This window comes from Thermacetogenium phaeum DSM 12270 (assembly GCF_000305935.1).
In the GTDB taxonomy this organism is placed as follows: domain Bacteria; phylum Bacillota; class DSM-12270; order Thermacetogeniales; family Thermacetogeniaceae; genus Thermacetogenium; species Thermacetogenium phaeum.
Map to the genome: position 1 here is coordinate 2,498,200 of NC_018870.1, position 16,324 is coordinate 2,514,523.

Below are 16,324 nucleotides of genomic sequence, written 5' to 3' on the forward strand. Positions count from 1 at the left end.
GCTCAAAAAGAGCCCGGCAATCTCTCTACCGGGCTCTTTTTTTATTAACCTTTCCTGCTCATCCCTTCAGCCAGGCAAAAACCTATAGGCTCCGCTTTCATCGCTCAACTCTGCAGCGGTCTAAGGTAAGGAGCGCCGGTTGCCACCCCAATTTTTAGGCGACCTGGAGAGGCTTGCGGCGCAAGAAAATCCCCCGCCAACCACACGGTCAGCGGGGGACTTTTCTGGTGGGCGCGGTAGGAATCGAACCTACGACCTCATGAATGTGAGTCATGCGCTCTTACCGCTGAGCTACGCGCCCAACGATATTCATTTTCGGCCTCCAACATCCGGCCTCTGACCTCTAAAATGGTGGGCCCACCAGGATTCGAACCTGGAACCAATCGGTTATGAGCCGAGTGCTCTACCGTTGAGCTATGGGCCCCTGGCTCCCCGGGCAGGATTCGAACCTGCAACCCTCCGGTTAACAGCCGGATGCTCTACCATTGAGCTACCGAGGAATTTCGCAGCACTTACATTATACAGTAAGAACCCTTCATCGTCAACGCCGTGGTGCGAACAAAAAGCCGCCATCTCCTGATGTTGGAGCCATCCCTCTCCCGTTCTGCCGGATTATTGAATCCGGCGGCACACCTCCTATACCCCGGCATCGCCTCCGCCGGATTCCGGTTTCCCCACAGCCATGGCCAACATAGTAGCCACACCGATCTGCAGGGGATCGTGAATCACCCTGTCCCGGAAGGCGGCAAAGGCCTCTGGGGTGAGCCCCGGAGGCATCCCCGGTATGGCCAGAAAGGCTTCGGGGTGCAGATCGCCAACCCCGATGAAATTCCCCCGGGGGGTGGCGTCGACAAGATAGCGGTATTTCGCCAGGGCCGGGCGCAGCCGGTGCTCCACAATGAGATTGCCGTTCAGCTCCAAAAACCGGGCCTTGAGGGGATCGGTGTCCAGAACCGCCGGGCGGGCTCCCAACACCACCAGATGGGAAATGGCCGCCATTCCCACAGGGCCGGCTCCCAGAACAAGGACTTCCTTCCCTCTTAATCCGCCGGCCAGGGCGTTTAAGGCGGTTACAAAGCCGCGGCCGGTAGCCTCGTTGTTGTCCGCCATAACCCCGGAGAGGATATTGAGAGCAATGAACTTCCGGTCATCCGCCAGGAAGATAATTCTTGCCCCTTCGGCAACCGCCTCCGCCAGCCCGACGACATCAGAGCCGCCGGGGATCGCTGCGGCAAATCCCAGGTGCCGGACAACAGCCTGAACCGCCTGGGTAAAAAAGGGGATCACCCCCTGCCCGGCGGTAACAGGAATAACGGCAACCGGTAGCCTGCCGGCTGCCTGCTCCAGGAGTTTTTCGGAAATACCGGCAGCCCTGCAGGCTATTTGCCGCAAGGTCAGCCCCGTTTTTCCAAGCAATTCCTCGTCATAACCGCCGATCTCTTCTGCAATCCTCTCCACATCGCTCTGCAAAAGTCGGGTCATCTTCCTTTCATCCTCACTTTAGCCAACAAATCACCATTTAGTGAAAGAGCACGTTCCATCCCGCCTGCGTCCCGGAGGCCGGTTGCCCCAACTACCGGCCGTCCGTCCTCAACGAGGGATCTCAGATGTTCAGACGGGCACCGTCGAGATAGGAAAGGCTCCGCCCCGCTCTGCGGATGTTGCCATGTCCCCTGAGGGCTACCACCAGGCGCTCCAGCCCGATACCGATCCCCACCCAGGGATCCGTAATCCCCCATTGCTCATCAAGCTTATGGGGCCCCCAGGAGCCGGACCCGAGTTCCAGGTCGCCGGCCACTATGTCGACGGTATCCCCGTAAACGTGGCAGTTGTTCCTCTCCAGCCGATAATCCCTAATCCCCGCCGCTTCCATGGCAATTGCCGCCAGCTGCCGCAGCCTCTCCTCCTGCCGTCCTTCGAGGTCGTCCAGCTCTACCAGGTTGAGCATGGTAAACTCGTTGAGGTGCCGCATACCCTCCGATTCCTTGCGAAAACAGGGGCCCACTTCGAAGATCCGCACTGGCTTGCCCCACAAACGCAGCAGGTCGCGCAACAGGTGGTAAAGGTTCGGGGCCAGCATCGGCCGCAGGCACTTATCCCCGTCCACCCAAAAAACCTGCCTGAACAGCGGGTGATCCGGAGTAATGGTCATCTTGCCGAGCATGCCTCGGGACAGCAGAATCGGTGTCACCACCTGCACAAAACCTTCTTTCGTGAGCCGCTCCACCAGCCTGCTTTCAACCAGGGAAAGCAGAGGGCGGCGGGTGGTGTTTCTCAGCACCTGCAGCGCTTCCCTGTTTCTGGCCGCCAGCTCCCTCTCCAGCACCTGAAAGGCCCTGTCGCGCTCCTGAAGGGAATCGAAAAACCTGCCCTTAATGTTGTCTTCTCCTGCATCCAGTTCGCTGAGCCGCTGCTTCTGCGTTTCCGTCCAGGTGATACTCAACTCAGATCATCCCCCGCTTTATTGTTCGGCTGCCGGGGCAAATCCGCAGAAAACTTCCCCAGACGCCTTCTCGATTTTACACCGCCGTTAGCAAAAACCCCCGCAAGGATAAACCCCTTTTCGTCCTCCCTGCGATTCCCCCCGTAGAAGGCTTCTACTGAGGATCCCGGAGATCGGTGCCATAGTGCTCTGTGAAGCGGGTGGCGGCAAACTTTTCGATCTTCCAGGCCGGTATCCGGCAGGCCCTGCACTTCTCAAAGACCCACTTGTTGCGCAGCCACCGGGCGGCGCGGCTGTTTTTGGACAGGCGCACCTGGAAGGTGTGGCCGCAGTGGGTGGTAACCTCGGCATACTTCCCCTTTTTGACGATCTTCCTGATGCCGTGAAGGACGCCGGTGCGCGACGGCCACAGCTTGATCTTGTTGATAAGAAGGTAGAAGTCCACCCGCTTTCGATAATACCTTTCCTTCGCCTTACTCATCCAAAAGCTCCTTTCAGTTTCCGATTCCTGGAACAACCTCTCAAGGTCGCCGCCAACCGCCCGCTTCCGGCCAGCCGGCTGCTCCCGGAAAAATGCCCGACCCTGCCGGCAGGCGCCGGCTGTTCCATCCCGCGAAGCGGCAGCAGCTTCGATGGGTAGCGTAACGAAGTGAGGCAGGGGCTGCGCTATCCTTTAATTCTCAGCGAGAAAACCGCTTCCCGATGGCGGCAAGCACTTCACAGCGCCTCTCCCAGGCTTTGTCCCGATCGGCACCGGTGACGATCAGGGTGGCCACCCATTCCACACGCCCCGGCTCAAAGTTCGTCAGAGCCTCATCCGCCCCGTAAAAGTCACGAACCAGCCTCAAAGGGCCCGCATCGGAGATGATGTGCTCCCCCAGGGTTTCCACCCCTTCCGGAGAAACCCTGATATGCTCGTAAACGACCCCACTCTTTACTGAAAGGTCCACCTCCCGGGGTAGCTCCCCTAGCGAGAACACCCGGTAGAGAAGCTCAACGATGTTGACCCCGGTCGCCTTGTACACCGCAGTCGGCGTCTGGCTGGGCAGCCGGGCATCGATCTCCAGCAGTTTGAGCACACCCTGATGAAGGATCACCTCCAGGTCCATCACCCCGGTGAGGTCCAGCAAGCCGGCCACCTTCTCCGCCATTTTCGCAAACTGCCGCACCAGCGCCGGATCCAGCTTCACAGGGGCTGAGACCCGCTTGCAGTCAAAATCATCATCCATCTCCAGTTCCGTTACCAGGAGAGGGAGAAACCTCCCCTTAAGGCCGATGACCTCCAGCGAATAGGAGTCCCCCTCCAGAAATTCCTGCAGAATGTAGTCACCCCCTCCGGGGCATGTTTCCTTGAAGAACTCATCCAGCTCCCGCTGATCGGCGATCAGCCGAACCCCCCGGCTCCCGCTCAAAGCGGAGGGCTTGGCTATGAGGGGGAAACCACAGCCCGGCCAGTAGCTGGGAGCGGGAATGCCGTTCTGCCGAAACAGGAGGTCTGATTTCCTTTTGGACGAAGATACATCGTAAGCGGCCGGGTCAAATGCCAGAGGATACTCTTGAGCTGCGGCGAGCTCCGCCAGGAAGGTCAGCGCCCTTTCGTCCTCTAAAGCGGGAATGATCAGATCGGCCCCTCGCAGCACCTCCGTCAAAGCCTCTGCATCCCGAAGAATGTCCAGCCGACGGTAGGAATCGCAGAGCCCCACCGCCGGGGCCTGGGGATTTCTGTCCACCAGGGTGACTTCCCAGCCCGCCTGGTGGGCGAGGTAAACGGCTTCCACCCCTTGGAGTTTGCCTCCTAATACAACTGCCCTCACTTCTCTCCTCCTGTGACGAGAATTACGGCTAATAGAACATCTCCCTTTTGACCTCTTGCCCCGGTTCGATCACCAAAAAGTTTCCGTCCCAGTGCCCGGCAAGCAGTTTTTCCAGCAGGTTCAAGGAGCCGGGGATGACCTCGTACTTCATATTGAAAGTTTCCGCCGTCTTGCGGGCGTATTCCTCATAAGCGGTCAGGTCATAGGCGCCGGTGTCGATGAGCGCCACCCGCCTATAATTCCTCATCACCTCTCGCGCCAGCCAGTGGGCCTTTTCCGGGGGATACTTCTTGACCCAGGGAACCTCCCGATTATAAACTGCCAGAGGGGTTTCCCCGTGCTCGATCCACCCCTTGGTCAGATAAAAGGTCCCCGGTTCCCTGCGGGATTCCTCGAGGTATCTCTCGCGGGAGCCGAGAAAGAGGGCAATACAGTCGTCCGTCCTGGGAATCACCAGCTTAACCCGCTGCGGCTTCAAGCCCACTATCCCCTCGGAACAGAGACCGTAGCCGAGTAGGGCCACCTCATAGCTCCCGTCCTCTTCAATTTCGGCCAGACATCCCCGCAGCCTTTCATTTAGCTTGTCGGGATGGTTATGCAGGCCGAACTCCAAAACCCTAACGTCCAGGTGTTCAGGGGCCAGTTTCTCGATCTCTGGAGCAATGGATTCGCAAACTACTAAAACTGCTTTTTCTTCCATACCTTCGCCCCTTTCCCGTCATGCTTTTGCTGGCGCAGCGGTGGGAAAGGACATCGAGGCCCCGAAGAGCTCCATAAACCTGGGGTAAGACCCCAGCTCTACATATTCAACTGAAGCTGCGATCCGGGCGGCGCGCCTGTATTCACCTTTGGAAAGCAGGGCTGTGATCGCCCCGGTTCCGGCGGCGTTCCCGACTGGTCTTACCCTGTCCTCGAGAACAGAGGGAATCAGGCCGATAGCGCAGGCGCTGTGCCTGTCCAGATAGTTGCCGAAGGCGCCAGCCAGCAGCACCTCGGAAACGTCTTCCGGAGCGATTCCGTATCTGTCCAGCAGCACCGCAACACCCGTTGCTATCGCCCCTTTGGCCAGCTGGAGCTCGCGCACATCCTGCTGGGTAATGTAGAGAGGCCTGCCGTCGGCAGCCTCATCCTCCGCTGCCAGCAAAAACGCCCTCCCACCGTCCTGTTCAACCACGCGGGAGGCAAAACTCTCGGCAGGTGTGCCGACGAGAGCCTCTGGGGGGAGAATCCTGCCCCGATAATCGATGATACCGACCTTCAGCATTCCGGCCACAGCGTCGATAAGCCCGGACCCGCAGATCCCCTTTGGCCTCTCACCGTCAATGGTGGTGTAACTGAACTCTTCACCGAATTCAACGTGGTCAATGGCCCCTTTAGTCCCCCGCATCCCGCAGCTGATCTGAGCGCCTTCAAAGGCCGGCCCGGCTGCGGCAGAACACGCCAGAAGGCGGTCCTTCGTTCCCAACACGATTTCCCCGTTGGTGCCGATGTCGATGGCGAGTTTGATCTCCTCGCTTTTATCCATCTCCGTAGCCAGAATGACCCCAACGGTGTCGGCTCCGACAAAACCGGCGATATTGGGGAGCACGTAGATGACACCAGCCTCGTTGATCTCTATGCCTAATTCGGAGGCAGCCACAACCTGCTCCATCCCCGTCACCGGAACGTAGGGGGAAAGGGCGATGTGCTTGGGGTTGAGCCCCAGGAAGAGGTGGTGCATGCAGGAGTTCCCCACAACGGAGGCCGCATAAACGTCCTCCTTCCGGCACTTAGCCTCCGACGCTGCCTTTTCAATCAGCTCGTTGAGCACCTCGATGACGGCTCGATGCAATCTCTCCAGGCCGTCCTTCTCCTGGGTTGCGTAGGTGATCCGGGAAATGACGTCAGCACCGTACTTCGTCTGGGGATTCAAGGCAGAGGCGACCGCCAGCACCTTTCCCGTCAAGAGATCGAGGAGGTATCCCACAACAGTGGTCGTGCCGATATCAAAGGCGATCCCCAGGAGTGTGGACGTCGTATCCCCCTTCTCAATCCCCATGACCTCCTCACCGGCGGTAACGGCGGTGCAGGTAAAGCCTCCCGCCCGCAGCGCCTCCGGCAGTGCGCGCAAGGCCCTTAGGGAAATTCGCAGGTCCTTACTGCCACCTGCCTCCTCCAGGACCGCCTGCAGCCGGTTCCAGTCAGGGCGCTGATCCTCGAGCGTCGGCGGCGGTGCTTTCAGGCAATGCTTCTGAACGTGGGGGTCCAGGTCAATTCTGCGCTCCGTCGTGGCAATGAGAATTTTATGACCTCGCACCTCAAGGAGCTCTACCCCTACATCCTCTTCAACCGCTGCGGCACAGGCAAGCCGGAGTCCATCTGCGATCTCTTTTTCATCCAGATGAGTCTTATCGGCCTCGGAAGGCTCCATCCGACCCTTCACAACCCTTACCCGGCACTTCCCGCACTTCCCCCTTCCCCCGCAGGGAAAGTCAAAGTCCAGCCCGGCCAGGTCGATGGCCTCCTTCAATAGTGTTCCCGCAGGCACCTCGACTTCCTTCATTGCGGGATAAAAGGTTACCTTGCACTTCAACGCTACGCACTCCCCTCTTTCAGATAATTACTGCCCTGAAAATACATCAAGTTCACCCGCCGGTCTGCCGCTCGACTCCCGATTCCAGACCGGACGGTGATGGCGGCGACGAAAGGCAGTGCGGTATGATCCCTGTTCAGTAATCTTCACAAACACGGGACTTGCCCCGCATGCCGTTAGAATACCTTGTAAGGTTCGACAGCGGTTGACATTTTTCCTCCTGCCGCAATCATTCTCCGCTTTCGTCAATGGCCGCTGTGCCCGTAGAGGTGGCCAACTCACCGGGAATAAGCAAAACAGATCGGGGATGACGCCAGTCAAAAAGAACGCAGCAGAAACCTTTGCAGCTGTACGGCCGCTTCTTCGACAGTCAGGTTGTTGGTCAGTAGGAAATCGGGGTTGAGCACCGCCTGGACGGAGGCGGTTACACAGGCGGTAAGGATCCTGGGGTCCAGATCCCGGATTACCGGATCCCCTCTTCTGGCCATAGTCTGAATAATCCACCGGATGTTCTCCGCTCTGATGCGTTCGATTTTGGACCAGAGTTGAGGATAGCACCGCTTCAGATCGCTTATCGATCCGGCATTGAACAGGAATCTGCCGTCCTCCAAAAAGCACCTGATAGCCCCGGTCAAAACACCGGCGATATCCTTTTCTCGATCCACCAGGCTTCTGATCTCTTGGGTGAGCTCTTCAATGACTGAATCAAGAACAGCCTCGATGACCCCCTCCTTGCTGCCGAAGTAACGATAGAGCGTCCTCTTGCTGATGCCCGCCCCGGCTGCCATCTCATCCACGGTGATATCATGAAGCCCACGTTCACAGGCAAGCTCCTTTACCGCAGCAATAACCCTGTCCCGGACGTTCAAAATAACCGACCACCTTTAGCCTATTTTTTTCTTAAACTTGAGGCTGCTGATCGTCAGGAAGACCACAGAGAAAACCAGCAGGGTTACCACCTGCCCCACCAGATAGGAGAAGCCGATCCCTTTAAGGACGATCCCCCGGATAATATCCAGATAATAGGTAAGAGGGATGAGGCAGCTCAGGTAATAGATCACCTTGGGCATGGCCGCCCTCGGGAAGAGGAAACCGGACAGCATAATGGAAGGGAGAAGGACGAAAAAGGACATCTGCATGGCCTGCATCTGCGTCCTGGCGATGTTGGAGATGAGGATCCCCAGCCCCAGGGAGGCGGTTATGAAAAAGAGGGTGAGCAGGTAGAGGTCGAGGATGCTGCCGCGGATCGGCACGTGAAAGACCAGGCTCCCCACCAACAGGGCTACGGTGATCTGTACGTATCCCAGGAGAATATAGGGCACGATCTTCCCGATCATCAGCTCATAAGGCCTGATAGGGGTAACCAGCAGCTGCTCCAGAGTTCCCCGCTCCCTCTCCCTGACGATCCCGATGGAGGTCATGAGCACCATGGTCATGGTGACGATAATCCCCAGGAGGGCCGGCACCATATAATAGGCGGTGATCCCGTCGGGGTTGTACCACGGCCGCACCCGGACATCGTAAGGTATACCACCGCTTAAGTGGATCTTCTCGAAGATGATCTCCTGCGACTTGACGAGGCCGATGGCGTTGGCGATGGCGATGGCCTGGTTGGCCACCATGTTGTCGCTGGCATCCACAATCACCTGCACCTGGGCGGGCGTACCCCGCTTCAGGTCTCTGGCGAATTGCGGGGGGAAGATAATTCCTGCCTGAGCCTTACCGCTGTCGATCATTCTGTTGACCTCGGCATAACTCCCGGCTATCCAGGTAACATCGAAGTAGCCGGAGGCGGTGAAGGCCTCCAGCATCTCCCTGCTCTCCGGGGAGAGGGACTGGTCGAAGACGACCGTTGGGATGTGCCGCACCTCGGTCTGGATGGCATAGCCAAAGAGCAGCAACTGCACCAGGGGGATCAGGAAAACCATCGCCACGGTCAGGCGGTCGCGCCGCAGCTGGATAAATTCCTTTTTCAGTACGGCCAGGATCCTGTTCACAAACCCCCCTCCTTTCTGCGCCGGCGCCTGGCAAGGGCGACGAAGACATCGTCCAGCGAGGGGGTAATCCGGTTCACTCTGCCCCCGGTGAACCGGGAGAGCATGCCCAGATACTCCTCACCGGCGAGCAGCACATGCAGGAGGCGACCGTGCAGGCTGCACTCCTTCACATATTCCAGAGCTTCCACATCCCGCATCCTCTCCACCGGGTCCGGCACCTCCAGCTCCACCAGGCAGCCGTCGAGGACGTTCTCCTTCAGCCGGCCGGGTGCATCCAGGGCCAGCAGTTTCCCTTCGGAGAGAAAGGCGATCCTGGTGCAGCGCTCCGCTTCGTCCATGAAGTGGGTGGTGACCAGAACGGTGGTCCCGGCTGCCGCCAGTCCCCTGATGATAGCGAAAAACTCCCTGCGGGCGGTGGGGCTGACCCCGCTTGTGGGCTCATCCAGGAACACCATCGCCGGCTCTCCGATCAGGGCGCAGGAAAGGGCAAGCCGCTGCCTCCAGCCGCCGCTCAAATGGCCCACCAGCTCCCTTTCCCTACCGGCAAGGCCCGCCAGGGTAACCAACCGGCAGATCCGCTCCTCCCTCTCCCGTCGGGGGATGCCGTAGACCCCGGCGTAAAATTCCAGGTTCTCACGTACGGTCAGGTCCTCGTAGAGGCTGAACTTCTGGGACATATAACCGATCCTTTTCTTGATCTTTTCGCTCTCCCGGAAAAGGTCATAACCGAGCACCTCCCCGCTCCCCGAGGTGGGCGTCAGGATCCCGCAGAGCATCCGGATCACCGTGGACTTGCCGGCTCCATTGGGGCCCAAAAGTCCGAAGACCTCCCCGGGACGGATCTCCATAGTCAGGCCGTCTACTGCAGTAAAATCGCCGAAAACCCGGGTCAGGCCCCGGGTGACCACAACCGGTTTCACACCTTCCCACCCCGCTCTGCCAGCCAGACGAAAACGTCCTCCATACCGGGCGGTACCTCCCGGATCGCCAGTTCGGCCTCCTGCTCCGGCAACGACAGACGGGCGGCAATCTCCCGCCTGCAGGCATCAGGGTCCTGCGCCATCAGCCGGAAGCGATCCCCGTAATAAGAAACGTCCTCGATCCCTGCGATCTCCCTAAAAAAGTCCGGTTCAATACCGGCTGCCCGCACCTCCAGCAGATGATAGGGGAAAGAAGCCTTCAACTCCTGAGGCATCCCTGTCACCGCCAGCCGGCCCTCGTTGATAAAGGCCACCCGGTGGCAGAGTTCCGCCTCATCCATGTAAGGGGTAGAAATGAGGAGGGTCATCCCTTCCTTGTTGAGGTAATAGAGGATCTTCCAAAATTCCTTGCGGGATTCCGGGTCGACTCCGTAGGTCGGTTCATCGAGCACCAGGATTGCCGGCCTCGTGATGAGAGCGCAGGTAAGGGCCAGCTTCTGCCTCATTCCCCCGGAGAGGTGGGCAGCAAGGCGGGCCTTGAACTCCAGCATAGCGGTCAAGGACAGGATCTCCTCCGCCCTGGCCAGAATCGTCCGGCGGGGAAGACCGTACAGGGAACCGAAAAAGAGGATGTTCTCCATGACGGTGAGGTCTTCGTAAAGGCTGAATCGCTGCGGCATATAGCCCAGGTCCTCCCTGCCTCTCTCCACTTCCCGGAGATTTTTCCCTTTCAGAAACACCTCCCCGCCGTCCGGTGTGAGCAGACCGCAGACCATCCGCAACAGGGTGGTCTTCCCCGCTCCGTCGGGCCCCACCAGGCCGAGGATCTCCCCCTTTTGGACCTCCAGGCTCACATCCGCTACGGCCACCTTGTCGCCATAGGCTTTGGTGAGCCCCTCTACCCTGATCATCGGGAACCATCCCTGGGGAAGGTCACGTCCGCCGGCATGCCGGGCTTCAAGGCACCATCTGCGTTGTCGATCCGGATCTTCACCGCAAAAACCACGTTGGCCCTTTCCTGCTTTGTCTGCACCGACCGCGGTGTGTATTCCCCTTTTGTGGCAATCTGGTCGACGATCCCTTGAAAAGTCCGCCTGTCCCCGCTCACCGTGAAGTGAACCTTTTGCCCGACCTTCACCGCAGGGAGATCGTCGGTAGGCAGGTAAACCTTAATCCACAGGTTCTTGAGGTCGGCAACGGTTGCCAGAGGGGCGCCCATCTGGACGTACTCCCCCTCCTCATAGTTTCTGCTCAGGACAACACCATCGAGAGGGGAATGGACTTTCAGGTCTTCCAGCAGAGCCTCCGAGGCCCTGAGCACCGCCTTGCAGCGGGCGACTTCCGCCCGGGCCGCGGCGACAACCTCCGGCCTGCTCCCCGCCTCCAGCAGGCTCAGCCTGGCTTCGGCGGCCTGCAGCTGGTGCACCGCCAGCTCCCTCTGGAGCCTATACCTCTCCAGCTCCTCCTCAGAGATTCCCCCCTCTTCAAAAAGCAGTTCCCTCCGCGTCAGCTCATCTTCGGCTTTTTTCAGATTGAGCCTGGCCACCTCCACGTTGGCCAGCGCCTCCTCCTTCTCCTGTTCTCGGGCGCCGGAAAGGAGATTGGCAAGCTGCCTTTCCGCCTTCAACAGGGCCATGGCATCCCGCTCCCGCTGGGCAACCAGATCGCTGCGAGACAGCTCGGCGACAAGCTGCCCTTTCTTAACGGAATCCCCTTCTTCAACATAAATCTTTTGGATGGTGCCGGACGTTCTTGCGGTAAGATCAACCGAAGTGGCCTCAATGGTTCCCGTGGCCTGCAGGGGTTCGGATGACGGCGAAAAATACCTGTAACCGGCCCAGACACAAAACCCCACCAGCAGAAGAAGGAACCCGGCAACGAGAAAAGGCTTGAACTTTCCCATGGGAATTTCGCTCTCCTCTCCGGGGAACAAACTACGCAGCAGACGGGTTGGTATACCCGGTTTACTCAAATAGTTTACCTGTTATAATTATAACTGTCCCAACCGGTGAAGACAAGGCAAACCCTCTTTTGAGCGGCAATTTTCTCGATCCCCTGCAGCGCCCGGGATGATTTCTCCAGGAATCACATTTCCTTAACCGGGAGATATTATATAAAGGCATGGTCTGCTGCAAAAAGCCTCTCTTTATGCCGGACCCGGTCGGCATAGCCCCGGCCAGGAGCAGCTGGGGCGGCGGACCAGGGGAAAAAGCGGGGCCGCAGCGGAATCTCATTTAATTTTATGGGAAAAGGGGTGAGTAAAGAGCAATGCCCGGAGATAGAAAGGCTCCAACCCCCGGAAGGAGAAAGATTCTTGCCGTCGTGGCTTTGCTCGCGTTGGTCATGCTGGCATTTGCAGTGGGCAGGATGGTGGGGCCACAGGCCTTGAAACCGCTGGCCTCCAGGCCGGACTACGGGGAGCTGCGGAAAGAGCTCGCCGATCACCTGAAAACGCTGCCGGGAACTTACGGCGTTTACTTCAAGGACCTGGCATCAGGAGAGGAGTTCGGGATCAACGAAAGAGTACCCATACCTCCAGCCAGCGCCATCAAGCTGCCGGTGGTGCTCTATCTTTACGAACAGGTGGCAAAGGGTGAACTCGACTGGAACGACCGCGTCCGCTACCGCAAGAGCACCGATTACCAGGACGGGGCGGGAGACCTGCAATTTACCGCCAGGGACGGGGACACTTACAGCCTGCGCTGCCTGGCCACCATCTCCATGGTCATCAGCGACAACATCGCCCACAACATGCTGGTGCGCCACCTGGGTTACGACAACGTGATGAATTTCATCAGGCGGCTGGGGCCGGACACCACCCGCCCCTTCGGGAGCGCCTCCACCACGGCCAGGGATATGGGAGCCTTTTTGGAAGAGTTAATCGACTTCGCCTCCAGGGAGCCGGAGCAGGGAGCCCGTCTCCTGAACGACCTCGCCCATACCGTTTACCATGTAGGCCTGCCGGGAAAACTGCCTCCGAAATTGGTGGTCTCCCATAAGGAGGGGAGCATCAACGGAGTGGCCACAGATGTGGGAATTGTCTTTTCCAGGCGCCCCTACATCCTGGTGGTGCTTTCCAAAGGGATTCCGGATGAGGATACCGGCTTTCGCAACATAGCCGAAATCTCCCGCATCGTCTACAACTACCAGCAGCGCTTACCGGCGGCAACGGTTCCCGGGTTACCGCAGATCTGATCGCGGCTCTAACTCATCTGCAGGAATTGAAGACAATGTTAGAGAATAGCTAACAATGAAGAATTTCCCGGGAGGTGAACCAGTTGCCTAATTTCCCACCCTTTGTGCAGGCCTTGGAGAAACGCGACCCGGAGCTCTACGAAGCGGTGACAAAAGTCATCGAGGTGGCCATGAAGCCGGGAGCGTTAGATGAGAAGACCAAGGTGTTCATCTGTCTGGCGCTTGACGCCTACATCGGATCGGAGCGCGGGGTAATGGCCCTGGCCAAGCGCGCCAGGGAACTGGGGGCTACAGAGGAGGAGCTGAAAGAGGTGCTGCGCATTCCTTACTACGTCTCCGGTTCCCGCCCGCTGATCAGCGCCAACAATGCTTTTGCGGAGCAGGATTAAAAGGCGGCTTTTTCTAGTAGACCACCATGCCGCCAGCGGCGGCACCATCAGAGAATGTCTACCGGCGAGCGACCTACGGAAGGCCTGGTAACAGGACAGGCGAAGCGAGGATGACAGGCCGGAATGCGAGCTTAAGAGTTTCAACGGAATGGATTTGCTGCGTGGCCAAACGCTGCGATTGGCAGAAGCAATTCGTAACATGTTACGCAGCATCCCAGGGCTGTCCCAAAGCGAGCCGTCGTCCTGTCCGGCCTGGAATCGGGAGTCGAGCGGTAGACCGGCAGGGTATGCAATCTATTTTCAGGGCAGACATCAGAAACCATCCTCTCGTCTGCCCTGTTTGCTTATAGGCGGAGGCTACACATCGGCAGCGCTTTCCTTCGTCCAGGCGAGGATATCCTTTGCCGCTTCCAGCTGCTCACCGGAAACATAGATTTTCACTTCCGCCAGGGGGCCAATAGTGATCCCCTCCACCGGAGCGATGGACTCCCTCATCTTAAAAGCCCTGATCCCTGCCGTCTGCAAAACCCCTTCAATGATAATATCCTCCGGGGGATAGACGACGGCCAAAAGGGCTAGACCGTCCTTTTTCATCCAATAAACCCCTCCTGCCCAAAAACTACCGTCCCTTTATTGTAAACCACCTGCGATCCCAAAACACCGATGGGGAAAAATACATGTGATAGCCGGACACAGCAGGTAGCATACTATTAACAGACTCAACTATCCACAAGGAGGTATAACTTTTGGAAGGAACAGTTAAATGGTTCGACGAACGAAAAGGCTACGGTTTTATTACAGGTGAAGACGGCAACGACGTTTTCGTGCACTATTCGGCCATCCAGGAGCCCGGCTTTAAAACGCTGAACGAAGGCCAAAGAGTAAAATACGAAGTGGTCGAAGGCCCCCGCGGCCAGCAGGCAGCTAACGTCCAGCCGCTCTGACAGCTTTAAAAGGACAACCCCAGGTGTCAACCTTTCATCTGGGGGTTTTTGTCAGGCTAGGGCTTCCATCATCTCTTCCGCCTCATGCCGGAATGTGCAGCTCTCCCTTTTGGGGCAGAACTCGCAGGAGAAGTCACCGGCTTTGACCCTTCCCGGCTCCCCGATGCCGAAAACACCGGTGAGGGACTTGACCGGGTTCATCATCATGCCGCTATTCAGGGTAACGCCGATTTTTTCGGGGTGAATGAGGCGGAAAACCACCTGCTGGTCACGCACATTCCAGTCCAGCTGGCCAGGTTCCATATAGACGGTGGCCCCGTAACCGGCAAACTGCTCCCTGATCTTTCGATAAAGCTTTCTCGCCAGAACACCCACAGCTACCGAACCGTAAACATCCAGGAAGTAGGCATCTGCCAGGTAACCATTGCTGTTTAACTCACCAACCCTTTTCTCCACGCCGGAGCCGATCGTGCAGCACATCACCACGATCCTGTCGGCCCCGCCGAGCAGTTTGGTCAGGTGCTCACTCTCAAAATAACACCCCTGCTCCAGGAAGAGCCGGTTTTCACCGATCTTCTCAATGGTGAATACATCGTGGATGGTCCGCGGCTCAAGTAATTTTTCTCCGATCTCCATGGCCTTACGGCACTGCTCCAGGATTTTTTCACTCACGCCGCCGCGGCTTCCGGCCCTCTTTGCCAGCATCTCCTCCGTCACTTCGATCTGCAAGTCGTCGAACATCCCCTCACCCCTCATTGCCGTAGTTGAGAAGCACCAAACTGCGGTTATCTGTTTTCAAGCAACCTCTGATGCCAGATAGGACAAAACCAACCGGGAGTTGATAATCTAGCGGCAGGACTGCCGGTATCTCTATTATAAGTGATTATCTCAAGATATTTGAAGTCTTTTCGTGTTTATTCACCCATTGACAGCGGCTGCACAGGCCCGCACCTCAACCAAACCTTTCTCCGACCATCCAGAGCAGAGCCCCAAAACGCACCCGGAAGGACTCAAGGAAAATCCCGTTCACAGCGCGATCGTGCACATAACTCCTGATCAGCTCCTCAATCTCAGCGGTCACCGCAGTATATCCGGCAAAGAACTCCCTGTAATCTGAGACGGCCTCCTCCACAGGAAGTTCTTCCTCCCAGGCATCCATCCAGACCTGCAGCGAGGGGCAATAGCCGGAAGTATAAAGGTAACTACCTCCTCGGGGATGGTTCACCATAATTCCGGAAAGCAGCCCCGGAAAGCAGATTGCGTCCTCTTCTTCTGGACTGACTTTGAGGCAAATTTTATGATAACATATTTCCAAACAGGCGCTAAGAGAGCATCCCGCAGGGCTCCTCCACTTCAACCCAAATTAACCGATGAAAGGGTGCAACTCAGCTTGGAAAAGATCCGGGTTAACATCGGAGATATCCTGCTTTGTCTCTCCAGGGCCCAAAGTTTTATTTCGCCTATTATCACAAGACACCACCAACAGGTAGCCTATCTTTCTTATCGCTTATGTGAACAACTGGAATTCTCCGGCGAACAAACGAAAGACATATTTTTAGCAGCTTTAGTGCATGATATTGGGGCACTATCAGTGGAAGAACAGCTGAGCCTTATTGAACTGGAACCGGTGGATGTAAACAATCGCGGTTTCAGGGTTCTTTAAAAAAAGGGCTGGGAAACCGCCTGAATCCCCCCAACCCTATCTAAATTCTGTCCTCTCTCGGATCAATAAAATGATGGCAAAACATCCGGCAGAATTCTTTTACTCACTCAACCAAACCTTTTCCAAAGACGGTTTAAAGAACGGATCCAACTTTAGACCCTTGACCTCTTTGCGTACGGCATAAAGAGAGACATCGTTGAAAAGCCTTACGGTAATATGTCAAGATCCAAGGACCAAAATTTCTAAGAAAATTTTCTAAAAAAGCGCATACCAAACTAAGCTTGTTTCCAGAGGTAAATGGAAAAAAGCAACATAAATGGATTATTGGTTAAGAGACAATAGTCAGGTGGGTGATATGAATGCTGCTCCATGCACTGTAGCGTCTTA

General features: G+C 57.2%; 18 protein-coding genes and 3 tRNA genes. 4 read left to right on the top strand and 17 right to left on the bottom strand.

Annotated features, from left to right (window positions below; all coding sequences use genetic code 11):
* Positions 1–225 precede the first annotated feature (225 nt).
* The 14 genes from TPH_RS12250 to TPH_RS12315 all read right to left on the bottom strand — a co-directional run bounded on the left by TPH_RS12250 (position 226) and on the right by TPH_RS12315 (position 11,649).
* Positions 226–301, bottom strand: a tRNA-Val gene (locus TPH_RS12250).
* A 48-nt stretch (positions 302–349) separates the two neighbouring features.
* Positions 350–424: transfer RNA gene (locus TPH_RS12255), tRNA-Ile, on the bottom strand.
* Position 425: 1 nt separating this feature from the next.
* Positions 426–500 (bottom strand) — tRNA-Asn (locus TPH_RS12260).
* 136 nt (positions 501–636) lie between these two features.
* A complete protein-coding gene (gene pylD, locus TPH_RS12265; protein WP_015051509.1) occupies positions 637–1,482 on the bottom strand; it encodes a 3-methylornithyl-N6-L-lysine dehydrogenase PylD in 846 nt (281 codons plus the stop codon).
* 121 nt (positions 1,483–1,603) lie between these two features.
* The gene (gene pylSc / locus TPH_RS12270) at positions 1,604–2,443 is read right to left on the bottom strand and encodes a pyrrolysine--tRNA(Pyl) ligase large subunit (protein ID WP_015051510.1); all 840 of its coding nucleotides are present in this window, start codon (positions 2,441–2,443) and stop codon (positions 1,604–1,606) included.
* Between the two features lie 154 nt (positions 2,444–2,597).
* On the bottom strand, positions 2,598–2,924 hold the full coding sequence (gene pylSn, locus TPH_RS12275) for a pyrrolysine--tRNA(Pyl) ligase small subunit (RefSeq protein WP_015051511.1): 327 nt from the start codon (positions 2,922–2,924) through the stop codon (positions 2,598–2,600).
* Between the two features lie 199 nt (positions 2,925–3,123).
* A complete protein-coding gene (gene pylC, locus TPH_RS12280) occupies positions 3,124–4,257 on the bottom strand; it encodes a 3-methylornithine--L-lysine ligase PylC (protein ID WP_015051512.1) in 1,134 nt (377 codons plus the stop codon).
* A 28-nt stretch (positions 4,258–4,285) separates the two neighbouring features.
* On the bottom strand, positions 4,286–4,957 hold the full coding sequence (locus TPH_RS12285) for a DUF1638 domain-containing protein (protein WP_015051513.1): 672 nt from the start codon (positions 4,955–4,957) through the stop codon (positions 4,286–4,288).
* A gap of 18 nt (positions 4,958–4,975) precedes the next feature.
* Complete coding sequence (locus TPH_RS12290) at positions 4,976–6,829, bottom strand: ASKHA domain-containing protein (RefSeq protein ID WP_015051514.1); 1,854 nt, start codon at positions 6,827–6,829, stop codon at positions 4,976–4,978.
* Between the two features lie 317 nt (positions 6,830–7,146).
* On the bottom strand, positions 7,147–7,698 hold the full coding sequence (locus tag TPH_RS12295; protein WP_015051515.1) for a TetR/AcrR family transcriptional regulator: 552 nt from the start codon (positions 7,696–7,698) through the stop codon (positions 7,147–7,149).
* 15 nt (positions 7,699–7,713) lie between these two features.
* Entirely contained in the window at positions 7,714–8,826 is a 1,113-nt protein-coding gene (locus TPH_RS12300; RefSeq protein ID WP_015051516.1) for an ABC transporter permease, read from the bottom strand.
* Entirely contained in the window at positions 8,823–9,746 is a 924-nt protein-coding gene (locus tag TPH_RS12305; RefSeq protein ID WP_015051517.1) for an ABC transporter ATP-binding protein, read from the bottom strand. The genes TPH_RS12300 and TPH_RS12305 overlap by 4 nt, the downstream gene beginning before the upstream one ends.
* Positions 9,743–10,657 (bottom strand): ABC transporter ATP-binding protein, encoded by a 915-nt coding sequence (locus TPH_RS12310; protein ID WP_015051518.1) that lies wholly within the window; start codon positions 10,655–10,657, stop codon positions 9,743–9,745. The genes TPH_RS12305 and TPH_RS12310 overlap by 4 nt, the downstream gene beginning before the upstream one ends.
* Complete coding sequence (locus TPH_RS12315; protein WP_015051519.1) at positions 10,654–11,649, bottom strand: HlyD family secretion protein; 996 nt, start codon at positions 11,647–11,649, stop codon at positions 10,654–10,656. Before TPH_RS12315 ends, TPH_RS12310 begins: the two co-directional genes overlap by 4 nt.
* A 365-nt stretch (positions 11,650–12,014) precedes the next feature.
* Between TPH_RS12315 and TPH_RS12320 the strand changes: the two genes are divergently transcribed.
* Both TPH_RS12320 and TPH_RS12325 read left to right on the top strand, forming a co-directional pair.
* Positions 12,015–12,941, top strand: coding sequence for a serine hydrolase (locus tag TPH_RS12320; RefSeq protein WP_015051520.1), 927 nt, complete (start codon positions 12,015–12,017; stop codon positions 12,939–12,941).
* Positions 12,942–13,015: 74 nt separating this feature from the next.
* Positions 13,016–13,330 (top strand): carboxymuconolactone decarboxylase family protein, encoded by a 315-nt coding sequence (locus tag TPH_RS12325; RefSeq protein WP_408033283.1) that lies wholly within the window; start codon positions 13,016–13,018, stop codon positions 13,328–13,330.
* Positions 13,331–13,687: 357 nt separating this feature from the next.
* On the opposite strand, the gene TPH_RS12330 is transcribed toward TPH_RS12325, so the two are convergent.
* Positions 13,688–13,924 (bottom strand): hypothetical protein, encoded by a 237-nt coding sequence (locus tag TPH_RS12330; RefSeq protein WP_015051522.1) that lies wholly within the window; start codon positions 13,922–13,924, stop codon positions 13,688–13,690.
* A 152-nt stretch (positions 13,925–14,076) separates the two neighbouring features.
* Between TPH_RS12330 and TPH_RS12335 the strand changes: the two genes are divergently transcribed.
* Positions 14,077–14,274: a cold-shock protein gene (locus TPH_RS12335; protein WP_015051523.1), complete on the top strand. Its 198-nt coding sequence runs from the start codon at positions 14,077–14,079 to the stop codon at positions 14,272–14,274.
* 51 nt (positions 14,275–14,325) lie between these two features.
* On the opposite strand, the gene TPH_RS12340 is transcribed toward TPH_RS12335, so the two are convergent.
* On the bottom strand, positions 14,326–15,015 hold the full coding sequence (locus TPH_RS12340; RefSeq protein ID WP_015051524.1) for a vitamin B12-dependent methionine synthase: 690 nt from the start codon (positions 15,013–15,015) through the stop codon (positions 14,326–14,328).
* Positions 15,016–15,226: 211 nt separating this feature from the next.
* Positions 15,227–15,502, bottom strand: coding sequence for a hypothetical protein (locus TPH_RS12345; protein ID WP_148275914.1), 276 nt, complete (start codon positions 15,500–15,502; stop codon positions 15,227–15,229).
* Positions 15,503–15,664: 162 nt separating this feature from the next.
* Between TPH_RS12345 and TPH_RS12350 the strand changes: the two genes are divergently transcribed.
* Positions 15,665–15,937 (top strand): HD-GYP domain-containing protein, encoded by a 273-nt coding sequence (locus tag TPH_RS12350; RefSeq protein ID WP_028991307.1) that lies wholly within the window; start codon positions 15,665–15,667, stop codon positions 15,935–15,937.
* The last annotated feature ends 387 nt before the right edge of the window (positions 15,938–16,324 follow it).

What these genes read in the sequence shown, in the direction of transcription:
- pylD (WP_015051509.1), bottom strand. Translation starts at nt 1,482, where the DNA reads ATGACCCGACTTTTGCAGAGCGATGTGGAGAGGATTGCAGAAGAGATC.
- pylSn (WP_015051511.1), bottom strand. Translation starts at nt 2,924, where the DNA reads ATGAGTAAGGCGAAGGAAAGGTATTATCGAAAGCGGGTGGACTTCTAC.
- TPH_RS12285 (WP_015051513.1), bottom strand. Translation starts at nt 4,957, where the DNA reads ATGGAAGAAAAAGCAGTTTTAGTAGTTTGCGAATCCATTGCTCCAGAG.
- TPH_RS12310 (WP_015051518.1), bottom strand. Translation starts at nt 10,657, where the DNA reads ATGATCAGGGTAGAGGGGCTCACCAAAGCCTATGGCGACAAGGTGGCC.
- TPH_RS12315 (WP_015051519.1), bottom strand. Translation starts at nt 11,649, where the DNA reads ATGGGAAAGTTCAAGCCTTTTCTCGTTGCCGGGTTCCTTCTTCTGCTG.
- TPH_RS12320 (WP_015051520.1), top strand. Translation starts at nt 12,015, where the DNA reads ATGCCCGGAGATAGAAAGGCTCCAACCCCCGGAAGGAGAAAGATTCTT.
- TPH_RS12330 (WP_015051522.1), bottom strand. Translation starts at nt 13,924, where the DNA reads ATGAAAAAGGACGGTCTAGCCCTTTTGGCCGTCGTCTATCCCCCGGAG.
- TPH_RS12340 (WP_015051524.1), bottom strand. Translation starts at nt 15,015, where the DNA reads ATGTTCGACGACTTGCAGATCGAAGTGACGGAGGAGATGCTGGCAAAG.
- TPH_RS12345 (WP_148275914.1), bottom strand. Translation starts at nt 15,502, where the DNA reads ATGGTGAACCATCCCCGAGGAGGTAGTTACCTTTATACTTCCGGCTAT.